16 protein-coding genes are annotated in these 12337 nt (G+C 63.8%); all 16 read right to left on the bottom strand.

The features are described from left to right. Positions 1-89 precede the first annotated feature (89 nt). Positions 90-593, bottom strand: coding sequence for a DUF3145 domain-containing protein (locus ABCW42_RS13010; RefSeq protein ID WP_133204328.1), 504 nt, complete (start codon positions 591-593; stop codon positions 90-92). 291 nt (positions 594-884) lie between these two features. After that, on the bottom strand, positions 885-1814 hold the full coding sequence (locus ABCW42_RS13015) for a tyrosine recombinase XerC (protein ID WP_423181635.1): 930 nt from the start codon (positions 1812-1814) through the stop codon (positions 885-887). Between the two features lie 69 nt (positions 1815-1883). Beyond that, positions 1884-3107 carry a DNA-processing protein DprA gene (gene dprA / locus ABCW42_RS13020; protein WP_423181636.1) on the bottom strand — a complete coding sequence of 408 codons (1224 nt, stop codon included), beginning with the start codon at positions 3105-3107 and terminating at the stop codon, positions 1884-1886. A gap of 11 nt (positions 3108-3118) precedes the next feature. Next, positions 3119-4660 carry a YifB family Mg chelatase-like AAA ATPase gene (locus tag ABCW42_RS13025; RefSeq protein WP_423181637.1) on the bottom strand — a complete coding sequence of 514 codons (1542 nt, stop codon included), beginning with the start codon at positions 4658-4660 and terminating at the stop codon, positions 3119-3121. Further along, entirely contained in the window at positions 4661-5017 is a 357-nt protein-coding gene (locus ABCW42_RS13030) for a YraN family protein (protein WP_423181638.1), read from the bottom strand. It lies immediately after the preceding gene. A gap of 109 nt (positions 5018-5126) precedes the next feature. Beyond that, on the bottom strand, positions 5127-5480 hold the full coding sequence (locus tag ABCW42_RS13035; protein WP_133204366.1) for a DUF2469 domain-containing protein: 354 nt from the start codon (positions 5478-5480) through the stop codon (positions 5127-5129). A 79-nt stretch (positions 5481-5559) separates the two neighbouring features. Then, complete coding sequence (locus tag ABCW42_RS13040; RefSeq protein ID WP_423181639.1) at positions 5560-6255, bottom strand: ribonuclease HII; 696 nt, start codon at positions 6253-6255, stop codon at positions 5560-5562. Next, positions 6255-7148 (bottom strand): signal peptidase I, encoded by an 894-nt coding sequence (gene lepB, locus ABCW42_RS13045; protein ID WP_423181640.1) that lies wholly within the window; start codon positions 7146-7148, stop codon positions 6255-6257. The genes ABCW42_RS13040 and lepB (ABCW42_RS13045) overlap by 1 nt, the downstream gene beginning before the upstream one ends. Further along, positions 7149-7823 carry a signal peptidase I gene (lepB, locus tag ABCW42_RS13050; protein WP_423181641.1) on the bottom strand — a complete coding sequence of 225 codons (675 nt, stop codon included), beginning with the start codon at positions 7821-7823 and terminating at the stop codon, positions 7149-7151. A 78-nt stretch (positions 7824-7901) separates the two neighbouring features. Continuing rightward, a complete protein-coding gene (rplS, locus tag ABCW42_RS13055) occupies positions 7902-8261 on the bottom strand; it encodes a 50S ribosomal protein L19 (RefSeq protein ID WP_133204370.1) in 360 nt (119 codons plus the stop codon). A 285-nt stretch (positions 8262-8546) separates the two neighbouring features. Continuing rightward, positions 8547-9365, bottom strand: coding sequence for a tRNA (guanosine(37)-N1)-methyltransferase TrmD (gene trmD / locus ABCW42_RS13060; RefSeq protein WP_423181642.1), 819 nt, complete (start codon positions 9363-9365; stop codon positions 8547-8549). Beyond that, the gene (gene rimM, locus ABCW42_RS13065; protein ID WP_423181643.1) at positions 9366-9911 is read right to left on the bottom strand and encodes a ribosome maturation factor RimM; all 546 of its coding nucleotides are present in this window, start codon (positions 9909-9911) and stop codon (positions 9366-9368) included. 143 nt (positions 9912-10054) lie between these two features. Continuing rightward, entirely contained in the window at positions 10055-10297 is a 243-nt protein-coding gene (locus tag ABCW42_RS13070; protein ID WP_133204373.1) for an RNA-binding protein, read from the bottom strand. Position 10298: 1 nt separating this feature from the next. Continuing rightward, positions 10299-10715, bottom strand: coding sequence for a 30S ribosomal protein S16 (gene rpsP, locus ABCW42_RS13075; RefSeq protein WP_423181644.1), 417 nt, complete (start codon positions 10713-10715; stop codon positions 10299-10301). 192 nt (positions 10716-10907) lie between these two features. Then, positions 10908-11351, bottom strand: a complete 444-nt coding sequence (locus ABCW42_RS13080; RefSeq protein WP_423181645.1) for a hypothetical protein — start codon at positions 11349-11351, stop codon at positions 10908-10910. Between the two features lie 87 nt (positions 11352-11438). Next, positions 11439-12311, bottom strand: a complete 873-nt coding sequence (locus tag ABCW42_RS13085) for a VOC family protein (protein WP_423181646.1) — start codon at positions 12309-12311, stop codon at positions 11439-11441. Positions 12312-12337: the final 26 nt, after the last annotated feature.

The raw sequence follows: 12337 nt of genomic DNA on the forward strand, positions 1-12337 counted from the left end.
AGAAGAGGCCCCACCATGGTGGGGCCCTCTTCTTTCGCTATGGAAGAGCTGGCTACGGTACGGGACCGGAAGCCACGGCTGTATCCGGCCTAGCCAACCTGGTGGAGCCAGCGGACCGGGGCGCCCTCGGCCGCGTGCCGGAACGGTTCAAGCTCTTCGTCCCATGCCTCGCCCAGGGCCAGGGAAAGCTCATGGTAGACGGCTGCGGGATCGCCTGCGGCGGATTCGTAGGCGTAGCGGATGCGGTCCTCGGTCACCATGATGTTCCCGTGTACGTCCGTGACCGCGTGGAAAATGCCCAATTCGGGAGTGTGCGACCAGCGGCCGCCGTCCACGCCTTGGCTCGGTTCTTCAGTCACTTCGTACCGAAGGTGCGCCCAGCCGCGCAAAGCAGAGGCCAGTTGCGCGCCCGTCCCGGGAGCGCCTGTCCACGAAAGCTCGGAACGAAACATTCCGGGCGCAGCAGGCTGAGCGGTCCACTCCAAGTCGGTCCGCTTATCCACGACCGACCCGATGGCCCACTCAACGTGAGGGCACAGCGCCGTGGGGGCCGAATGCACGAACAAGACACCCCGGGTTATTGCAACAGACATTCCATCCTCCATAGCTGTAGGTACGTCTTCCCCAACGACCTCCGCCTGGATGAAAGTTTGTTGCGCGGGTGTCACGCGATTCGGTTGATCCTGGCTATCCCTGCTTCCTGCGATATTTGGCTTTTGCGTTGAATTCGATTTTTTGCACGCCGGAGAAACATTCAACTAGAAGGTGAGAGTTCCCCGACGTTGCTTTCATTTTGCCGTACCCGCCGGAATTACGCCAGTGCGATTCCGGCGTGGGACATTTGCGACGTTATGGGTCGAGCCCGGTTCACGAGCGGTCATGATTTACGCCCTCGGATGGGCTTGTTGGTAGCTATTCCGGAGCCTTTCCACAGATACATGAGTATAGATCTGGGTGGTCGCAAGGCTGCTGTGGCCAAGGATTTCCTGGACTGCCCGGAGGTCTGCCCCGCCGTCGAGCAGGTGCGTGGCGGCCGTGTGACGCAGGGCGTGGGGACCGCTCGCAGCGGTATCCCCCAGCGCTTCCAGAAGTTCGCTGACAACCGTCCGGGCTTGGCGCTGGTCCATCCTGTTCCCACGCGCACCGAGGAAAAGCGCCGGTCCACTGCGTTCCGTCACGAGCCGACCGCGGCCCCGCCGAAGCCAATCGTCGACGGCGAGCGCCGCCGGTACGCCGAAGGGGACCGTCCGTTCCTTGTTACCTTTGCCCAGAACGCGAAGGGTCCGGCGATCCGTGTCAAGGTCGTCGATGTCCAAGCCGACAAGCTCACCAACCCGGATTCCCGTGGCGTAGAGGAGCTCGACGACGGCCCGGTTCCGCACGGCGATCGGCGAGCCTTCATGGGCGTCTTCTTCCAAGCGTTCAAGAATCCTGCCGATTTGTTGCCGGTGGAGCACGCCGGGCAGTGGGTGGTCGCGTTTAGGGGCTTGGAGCCGAAGAGCCGGGTCGACTGAAATCAGCTCCTCCCTCAGTGCCCAGGACGTGAACGCCCTGGCCGTGGCAGCCCGACGGGCAAGGGTTGCCCGGGACATGCCGCCCTCGCTCTGCGAACCCAGCCAGCGCCGGAGCGTTCCAAGTTCCAGGGCAGGAAGATCGACAACGCCTTCAGCGACGGCGAAATACAACAGGCTTTCGACATCGGCCAGATACGCCCGCACTGTATGGACCGACCTGGCGCGTTCGCCCTCCAAGTACCGGCGAAAGTCCTGCACGGACCGGTCGAGCCTCTCGGGAAGCGGATTCTCCTGCACCATCCCACTCTGCCAGCTCTGTGGCGGTGCGGCTGGCATCGCCACGCTCAGCCGCATTACTCCACGCCGGCTTCAGCCTTTCTTCCCCGAGCGCTTCCAGCCACCGCTGACGGAGACGGCCAAGCCCAACAAGCCGAGACGCCCGAGCCCCGCTTTGACCGAATTCTGACTGAGTCCCGCGACCACAGCGAGTTTCTCGACCGAGCTCGTGGACCGGAGTGGCAGGGCGTCCAGAAGAATCAAATCTTCGAGTGTCAGTCCGTCGTGCTCGGAAGCCTCAGTGTCTTTGTCGCCGACGAGTCCCTCACCGCTGGCTCCGGCAAGTTCGACGATTTCGCCCACATCCGTGACGCAAACAGCACCACCGTCCCGGAGCAGCCGATGGCATCCAGCCGAGTTGGCGCTGTGAATCGAGCCGGGGACGGCTGCGACCACCCTGCCCATGGATTCGGCATGGTGCGCCGTGTTCAGGGCTCCCGAGCGCCAACGGGCTTCAACCACAACCGTCACGGATGCCAAAGCCGCAATGATCCTGTTCCGCTGGAGGAAGCGGTACCGGGTTGGCGCTGAGCCCGGTGGAACCTCGGCAATCACGGCGCCCTGATTCGCAACTGCACGAAGGAGGTCTTCGTTTCCCGCCGGGTAGTATCGATCCACGCCCCCGGCCATGACGGCCACGGTCGGCATGGCGTTGGTCCCTCCCGCCAAGGCGCCGCGGTGGGCATGGGCATCGATTCCGTAGGCGCCACCCGATACCACCGTGTAGCCGCGCTGCCCGAGGCCGTAACCGAAGTCGCCGGTGACCGAGGAGCCATAACTGGTACTGTCGCGGGAGCCGACTATTGCCACGGCCTTCTGGATGACGGGGAACTCCAGCTCGCTTCCCCGCCACCACAGGCACAACGGTTCATGGAGGTCAAGATCGGCCAACTGGGCCGGCCAAAGCCGGTCCCCGGGGACGAGCAAGCGGCCACCGAGGCGTTGCATGGTGGCCAGGTCCCGCTCGGGGGCCAGATCGCCAACACGCGGCTTCCACCGTTGCAAAGCAGAGGCCAGGCTGGCAGCTGCCGGGGCGGCCCCGCTGTCCACCAACAGGGAGGTGACCTCCTGCTGAAGGGCTGGACCGAAAGCCACTTGACCGCTCGCAATCCTCAAGGCGTCGGCCGGTCCAGCTGCACGCACCAAAGCGAGTCCAGTGGCGTCTTGCGGCTCCATCAGCCGCGACAACGCTGCCCGGGCTAAACGCTCGCTTGAAGGCGCCTCCGATTTGGCCAGGGCCGGTTCATGGTCAGTCATGGCGTTTCCTTTCATGCGGCCGCTACCGCCTGCCTCAATCCGAGGGCTTGCCCGATGTCGTCGGCGCCGGGCTGATCGCGATAGTCCAAGTCCGCCAAAGTCCACGCGAGACGCAAAACCCGGTCATAGCCCCTTGCCGTGAGGATTCCCCGCTCGAGGGAGGTGTCAAGGATGCGAGTGGCCGCGGCTGGAAGGCGCAATTCACCGCGCAGGATGCGCCCGGGAACCTGCGCGTTGGTCTCCATACCGAAGATCGCCAGCCGTTCGCGTTGCCGGGACCGCGCGGCCCCTACCCTTTGTGCGACAGTGGCGGTGTCCTCTTCCACGGTTGCCTGCCCGAAGTCCGCGAGCGAGACGCGTTCTACGGAAAGCTGGATGTCCACGCGGTCGAGCAACGGCCCGGACATGCGCCCGAAGTAGCGGCGCCGCATCACTGGCGTGCACGTGCATTCGACGCCTTTGCCAGTCGCCTTCCCGCATGGGCAGGGATTGGCGGCGAGGACAAGCTGGAAGCGGGCAGGGTACGCTGCTGTCCCCGCGGAGCGGTGGATGACGAGCTCGCCGCTCTCCAAGGGTTGCCGCAAAGCGTCGAGCACCCGGCGTTCGTACTCCGGGGCCTCGTCGAGGAATAACACTCCGCGGTGTGCCCGGGACGCCGCACCGGGCCTTGGAAGGCCGGAACCTCCGCCGATGATCGCCGCGGCCGTAGCGCTGTGATGCGGGTTCTCAAAGGGCGGACGGCGCAGCAGATGGACTGAATCGACCTGGACAGCCGCGAGCGAATGGATCGCCGTGACTTCCATGGCTTCCTGGTCGCCCAGATCCGGCAAGAGTCCCGGAAGGCGCTCCGCGAGCATCGTTTTGCCCGCCCCAGGCGGTCCGCACAGCAGTACGTGATGTGCTCCGGCAGCCGCCACTTCCAGGGCCCGCCGGGCATCGTGTTGCCCCGAGACGTCGCACAAGTCCGGGGCAATGAGGTCACCGGTGTCGGCGTCGCTGACCGGCTCCTCTTCAACGGGGTCGTAGTCCAAGGCCAGGTCCTTGGGTTCGGCGCCGAAATCGAAAGCAAGGCGGGCGAGGGTCTTGTAGCCTCGGACGACAGCACCGGGAACAAGCCGCGCCTCGGCGACGTTGGCTTGGGCTACGACGATCTGGTGGTGGCCCGCCCGCACCGCAGCCATTACAGCCGGCAGGACGCCCCGCACAGGCCTGAGCCTGCCGTCCAAGCCTAGTTCGGACAGAAAGACGGTATCTTCCGTCGAGCGGATATCGCCGGCAGCGCGCAAGGCCGCCATAGTGATGGCAAGGTCAAAACCCGAGCCTCGCTTTGGCAAGGACGCAGGAATGAGGTTTGCCGTAATCTTCCGGCGGCTCAACGGGATTCCCGAGTTTTGGGCGGCCGATCGAATCCGTTCCTTGGCTTCGTTAAGGGACGCGTCCGGCAGCCCGAGGATCACGAAGTTCGGGAGGGTCTGGCCGATGTCCGCCTCTACCTCGACGATGTAGCCGTTGAGGCCGAGCAACGCCACGGAATAGCTCCTGCCAACGCCCATCTAGCCCACGCCCTTGAGGTGTTCGAGCGTTGGTTCGTCCGAGCCGCCGTCGACAATGCCCACCACGTCCACCCTTCGCAGCGCCGTACGGAACTCGTGCTCACGGCACCAGTTCGAGGCCAGGCGATGAAGGCGCGCGAGTTTGGCAGCGTCGATGGCTTCGAAAGGATGCCCGTAGGCCAGGTTCTTCCGAGTCTTGACCTCGGCGATCACCAGTGTGTCGCCGTCGAGCGCCACGATGTCGATCTCGCCGTCTGGACATCTCCAATTGCGGTCCACAATGCGCATTCCCTGGTCTTCAAGGAATCCGACGGCCAATGTTTCACCGTGCCGGCCCAACAAGTCTTTGGCTTTCATAACCACCTCCACTACTAGCGTGGAGGTTCGGCAGGTCCGCTGGCAGGTGTCGGATCGGCTATGTGGAAAACTTCGTCAAACGAACGGTGTGGAGGAGCAGCGGGTAGGGTCAGTTGCCCAAGTCGCCGAGATCGCCCAAGTCTCCAAGGTCGCCGTCCTTCGGCAAGGAGAGCTCCTCGTTCCGCGGCAACTCCTCCACGTTGACGTCCTTGAACGTAATGACCCTGACGTTCTTCACGAAACGGGCCGAGCGGTACACATCCCAGACCCAGGCGTCCTGGAGCGTCAGGTCGAAGTAGACCTCGCCATCCGCGCTGCGGGCTTGCAGGTCAACGTGGTTAGCCAAGTAGAACCGGCGTTCGGTCTCGACAACGTAGCTGAATAATCCGACGACGTCGCGGTATTCGCGGTAGAGCTGCAACTCCATGTCGGTTTCATAGTTCTCAAGATCCTCGGCACTCATAGTTCCATCTTGCACCATGGAGCGGTTGAGTGCCGCCAGCTTCCCCTTGCGGGACAGGCCATGACGGAACCAACAGAAGCTAAATCAGGTTCCAGCTGGTCCGGTGGTATGGGGTCGGGCCGGCCAGTCGGAGCGCATCGCGGTGCGAGGCGGTTGCGTAGCCCTTGTTCTCGTTCCAGGCGAAACCCGGATATTCGGAATGAAGTTCGACCATAATACGGTCCCTGGCCACTTTGGCCAGGACGCTGGCAGCTGCGACGCTGAGGCAGCTCATGTCCGCTTTGACCCTGGTATGTACGGGCGCCTCGCATGCCGGCACGGCGGGCTCAGCATCGAAGAGCGAGATTTGGCTTGGCACCGAGAGCCAGTTGTGGCTGCCGTCGAGCAACACGATGTCCGGACTCACGCCCCCGGCAAGGATTTCGAACCACGCCCGTGTCCCTGCAAGTCGCAGAGCCCCGATAATCCCGAGCGTATCGATCTCAGCCGAGCTCGCATGGCCCACGGCCGAGGCGAGGGCCCATTCCCGGACCAGGGGTTCCAACCGCTCCCGGTCGTCGGGCTTGAGCAACTTGCTGTCGCGAACGTCGGCGAGCAATCCGTGGTCTTCGAGGTCCACGACCACAATTCCCACGGAAACCGGTCCAGCGAGGGCTCCGCGGCCCACTTCGTCCACGCCCGCGAGCAACCTGACGCCCGGGGCGAGGAATCCCCGTTCGACGTCGAGGGTAGGAAAGCCCGGAACCTTTCGGATCCGTGCGGCGACGGAGGCCACTATTTGCCCGCTGGAGCCGTAGGCGAGGACGTGTTTTGCGGGGACGGCGCAGGAACGTCGCGGAAGACGTCGGAATGGTTGTCGATGATCTGCCAGCGGTTGATGGGCCAGGCGATCACCGTGGCCTTGCCCTCGACGTCGGAGATGTTGATGAATCCGCCGTTGACCGCCGTGTGTTCGCGCGAGTCCGCCGAGTTGTTGCGGTTATCTCCCATAACCCAGATTTTCCCTTGCGGGACCACTACATCAAAGGGTTTGGCCTCGGGGACTTGGGCCGGATTGATGTAGGTTTCGTTGAGGACGGTTCCGTTGATGCTGACCCGCGCCGAACTGTCACAACACGTCACGTGGTCGCCCGGGAGCCCGATGACCCGCTTGACAAGGTGCTGGTTGGTCTCATCCGGAAGCAAGCCGACGAAGACCAGGGCGTCCTGGACCCACGAGAACGGGCCGGGCGTCGCCTTCTGGGTAGCCGGCAGCCAACCCTGCGAATCCTTGAAGACCACGACGTCTCCGTGCTGCAGCGCAAAAGGCTGCGGCACCAGGAGGTTGACGAAAATCCGGTCGTTCACGTCGAGCGTGTTGACCATGGATTCGGAGGGAATGTAAAACGCGCGGAACAGGAAAGTCTTGATCAAGAACGACAACACCACGGCAATGACAACCACAGTGGCGATTTCCCGAAGCCAGCTGAGGAAAGGGCTGCGTTGGCCTGCACTCTCCCCGTCCGGGGCCGTCCCGCGCCGGGCCGCACGCCGGGACGGTGGAGGTGCCGGTTCCGTCCGGCCGGGAACGTCGTCGGGATCGGCCTCGCCACCGGGAACAGACTGCGCGCCCAGGACCTCGGCCTCGTCTTCGTGCCGTTCTGGCTTCCCGGGAGTTATGTCCGGCATCTACTGTCCGTTCTTCGAAGGTGTGGCCTGCGCGGGGCGAGGCAGTGCTGCAAATCTATCAAGCGGCCAGAGGATCTGGACCGGACGCCCGATGACGCGCTCCAGCGGCACCATTCCCCCGCCCGGCGCACCCAGGAGGCTACGCGAGTCGGCGGACCGTGAACGATGGTCCCCCATCAGCCACAACCTGTCCTGCGGCACGATGACATCGAATTTCTCCTCGCTCGGCGTGTCCCCCGGATAAATATAGGGTTCCTCAAGCGGCTGGCCGTTGACTGTGAGCTTACCGCCGGCCCCGCAACATACAACGTGGTCGCCGGGAAGCCCTATGACGCGTTTGACATACGTCGTGTCACTACCAGTCAGGCCCAGCCAGTGCCCGAGTGCACCGACTGCGTCAGCGAGCGGACCCTTGCCGCTGTTCAACGGAGCAAAAGTACCCCTGCCGTCGAAAACCACGATGTCTCCGCGACGGATGGGGTCCGCGGCGAAGTCCGTCCGCGAGACGAGGATCCGGTCTCCAGTGCCCAGGAGCGGCTCCATTGATTCCGAAGGAATGAAGTAGACGTCGAGCCAAAGGGACCGGACAAGTCCGCTGATGGCCACCGCCAGGACCAACGCGAGCAAAACAAAACGCCAGCCCCGTTTCCGGGGCTGGCGTTCTGCGTGGTCCATGATTCGTTTCCTGTTGCGTTGCGGATTTCTCCGGCACGGGCCGGTCACGAATCCAGAACCCGCTGGCGGTCGCTAGACCTACTTGGCAGCGGTGAAGTCGCGCTTTTCCTTGATCTTCGCAGCCTTACCGCGCAGTGCGCGCATGTAGTAAAGCTTGGCGCGGCGGACGTCACCCTTGGTGACGACCTCGATCTTTTCGATGATCGGGGAGTGTACCGGGAAGGTACGCTCGACGCCGACACCGAAGGAAACCTTGCGGACGGTGAAGGTTTCACGGACGCCATCGCCCTGGCGGCCAAGGACGAAGCCCTGGAATACCTGGACACGGGTGTTCTTGCCTTCGATGATGTTCACGTGAACCTTGATGGTGTCACCCGCGCGGAACACGGGAACATCGGTGCGCAGCGAAGCTGCATCTACGCTATCGAGGATATGCATTAATCCACTCCTGGTGAACGCCACAGGTCATCCACTTTGGGTCACGGCGGGCAAGCCCGGGGCACAAGGCCATCCGGAAATAACCGCCGAAGATTCAATGCCCGATCCCACCGCTGTTTGATGGTTCCGGGTTGTCATGCTGTTGGTGTCGCTCCCCCTGTGGCAGGCGCGAACCCAGTAGACACAAGGGTTAATTCTGCCACACCTCGAAAGTTCCAGCCAATCCCGCGCTCAGGGCGCCTGTTGCGGCGGGGCATCAGGGGAAAGTGCCCGACGGCGGCGGGCTCAGTCCGCGGAACCGGCCTCCGGGCGGAGGAGCAGCCGGCCGTCGACGACGTCATAGCCCAGTTCCCCGAAAGCTGCCTTGTCCGCCCGGGTCAGCGCACCGGCGTCGAACTCTGCCAGCAAGTCGGGACGGCGCGCCGCGGTGCGGCGAAACTGCTCATGGCGGCGCCATTGCGCGATCTTGCCGTGGTTGCCGCTCAAGAGGATGGCCGGCACGTCCCGATCCCGCCAGGAAGAAGGCTTCGTGTAGACCGGATACTCAAGCAAGCCGTCCGAGTGGGACTCCTCCACGAGCGACTCCGGGTTGCCGACGACGCCGGGAAGCAACCGCCCGATGGCCTCAACCATTGCCAGGACGGCAACTTCTCCACCGTTGAGGACGTAATCTCCCAAGCTCATGGGCCGGACGGTGAAATGGCCGGCCGCCCACTCGATGACGCGTTCGTCAATCCCCTCGTACCGCCCGCAGGCAAAGACGAGTTGTTCCTCTTCGGCCAACTCGTAGGCGAGGGCCTGGTTGAAGCGCTCCCCCGCCGGTGAGGGGACGATCAGGACAGGCTTCTTGGCAGCCCCGCCTTCAGGGGTCGTCCCGCCCGTAGCGATGGATTCCAACGCCTGGGCCCACGGCTCCGGCTTCATCACCATGCCGGCCCCACCGCCATACGGGGTATCGTCCACAGTTCGGTGCTTATCCGTGGTGAAGGTCCGCAGGTCGTGGACATTCAGTTCCAGGAGACCATCCTGCCGGGCTTTCCCTATGAGCGAGAGCTCAAGCGGAGCCAGGTACTCAGGAAAGATGCTGACGACGTCGATGCGCATCTAGTCCCCGTTCGAGGAGCCGGCGCCTTCGGCGTCGTCGACGTTCAGCTCAAAGAGGCCGGCCGGCGGCGTGAGGAGGACATAGCCTTCTTCGAGGTTGACCTCGGGGACGATCTCCTCGACAAACGGCACGAGGATCTCACGGCCCGCAGCGTCTTCGATGACGAGGAGGTCCTGCACGGGCATCGTGTTGAGCGCGGTTACTTTGCCCACGGTCTGCGAGCCGACGCGCGCGTCGAGGCCGAGCAGTTCGTGTTCGTACCAGCCTTCGTCGTCGTCCTCGTCAAGCTCTTCGGTCTCGATGAACAGCTTCGCGCCCCGGAGTTCCTCTGCCTGGTTGCGCGTGGCGACTTCTTCGAAGCCAAGCAACAGGATGTCCTTGTTCCAGCGGGCGCTCTTGATGGTCAAAGGCCCGGCTTTTGCCGGTTCCACCACAAATTCGGTTCCCCGGACGAATCGCTCGTCGGGAGCGTCGGTGAGCACCTGGACGGTGACTTCGCCACGGATTCCGTGGGGTTTGCCGATTCGGGCAACCTGGACCTGCATGGGATTCCTCTGATTTCTCGCTGGGCCGGGGAGGGGCAAGGCTGGACCCGGCTGAAAATCGGTCCCGCCCTCGTAAAACAATCCGGCCCCTCCACCGACGTGCGGTGAAGGGGCGGGACCAAAGACAAGTACTGCTGAGCGCGTTACCGGCGGCGGTCGGTGTCGACGACGTCGACCCTGACCTGTTCGCCGCCCGCCAAGGCCGCAATCACAGTGCGCAATGCGCGCGCGGTGCGTCCTTGGCGACCGATCACCCGTCCGAGGTCGTCCTGGTGAACGCGCACCTCGAGGGACTCCCCACGGCGGTTGTTCTTGGCAGTGACCTTGACGTCCTCGGGGCTGTCAACGATCCCACGGACCAGGTGTTCGAGCGCTTCTGCCAGCAATCTACTCAGCCTCGGTGGTCTCTGCTTCTGCAGCTTCCTCGGAAGCCTCAGCCTGCTTCGCCTTCTTGGTGATGGCTTCCGGGATGATGACGGAACCCTTCTCCGGCGCAACGAAAGCAGGCTTCTCGACCTTGGTCTTCAGCGTGCCTTCCTGGCCCGGGAGGCCCTTGAACTTCTGCCAGTCACCGGTGATCTTCAGGATCGCGGCAACCTGCTCGGTCGGCTGCGCGCCGACGGACAGCCAGTACTGGGCACGCTCGGAGGCAACCTCGATGTACGAGGGCTCCTCGGTGGGGTGGTACTTGCCGATCTCTTCGATTGCACGGCCATCGCGCTTGGCGCGGGAGTCCATGACGACGATGCGGTAGTACGGTGCGCGCATCTTACCGAAGCGCTTGAGGCGAATCTTTACGGCCACTTTTGTGGTCACTCCTGTTTCTGAAACGGGGTTGAACCCGTCGTTCTGCTCCCGTGGGGCGGGCCATACTTGAGGGTTCCAAGGACAAGATGCACCCACGGAGAGAGGGGCCGCGAGGATCAAGTACCTGTCCATTGTGCCAGATGGCGGACAGGATTTCGAACCGCGGCCGGCCGGCGGGTCGGGCGGCGGCTACTCCCCTACGGACCAGACATACAGCCCGGCGCGGTCGACCTTGTCCACATCAGTGGCGAGCGCGGCCAACTGCTGGACGTACAGGCGTGATTGCCTCGCATCGAAAGGCATGTCCTCCTGGGCCGCCCACTGATCCGCGACGTCCTCGAGCACGCTTCCTTCGCCCTCGGTCTCGTAGCTCAGCAGTTCGGACAAGGCCCGCACCATGGCTTCAGGTACGCCAAGCAACGCATCGCTGGCAACATCCACCAAGGCGAGTTCGTAGTCGGCGCCTGCGGCATGCACGGCCGTTCCGGCAAGATCGCCGAGTTGCTCCACTTCGAAGTCGCTGATGTCCGGGATCCGCACCGCGCTTCCCGCAACTCCACTCCCCTTCTCGAGGGCGGATGCCCGCTTGATTGCTTCATCGTGGGTGGCAACAAAAATTTCAGCAAAGCCCATGGAAACTACCCTCATTCAGTGGTGCCGACGGAGCGCGGCGCGGCGCCTGAAACAGGCGCCACGCCATCAAGCCCCAAGTTTAGCTTGCTAGCGGACGGCGATCCGGAGGCGGTTGCGCCACGGGTCTTCGAAGCGCAACTCCGCTCCCGTGTGGTGGGAAGAAATTCCGGCGACCTTGAGGCGGTCGGCGAGCGCGCCGACGTCGTCACCTGACGGAACTTCGATGACCACTTCGCCAAGGCCGAGCGTATCCTTGCGCGGACCGGCGCCGCGGCTGTTCCAGACATTCATGGCCATGTGGTGGTGGTAGCCGCCGGCGGAGACGAAGAGCGCCTGCCCGTGCCAACCGGCAGTCTTCTCGAAGCCCAGGGTGTCGACATAGAAGTCGTGGGCGGTCTGGACATCGCCGACCTGGAGGTGGACGTGCCCGACGCCGGCACCGGCCTCATGCTGGCCCGTCACCGATTCTTCGCTCAGGAATTGCTGGAGGTAGCGCTGCGGCGGGAGCGGCAAGCTGTCCATCACTACGGAGGCGCCGTTCCACTCCCAGCCTTCGCGTGGCTTGTCGTAGTAGAGCTCGATGCCGTTGCCCTCGGGGTCGGTGAAGTAGAAAGCTTCGCTCACGAGGTGGTCCGCGCTTCCGGCGAAGGCGTGCGGCTCATACTGGGCGGCCGTTGCGACAGTCGCGGCCAAGGAAGACCGGTCTTCGAAGAGCAACGCTGTGTGGAAGAGGCCCGCTTCCCCACGCCCCGGGATCTGGAGTCCCGAAGCGGGCGCCAAGTGCACCAGCGGCTTGCCGAGCCTGCCGTAGTAGAGCCCGCCGTCCTGCTCCGCGACGACCTCCAGGCCCAAGGCCCGCTGGTAGTAGTCGGCCATGAGCTTCATGTCCCCCACTTTGAGCATCACGGTGCCCATGGTCAGGTCGGCAGGAAGGAGATCCTGGCTGGGTGTGGTGGTCATGTGAAACTCCCGGCTCTTGTGGTCGC

Origin of the sequence: Arthrobacter sp. NyZ413, from assembly GCF_049390645.1 — a bacterium.
Classification (GTDB): Bacteria; Actinomycetota; Actinomycetes; order Actinomycetales; family Micrococcaceae; genus Arthrobacter.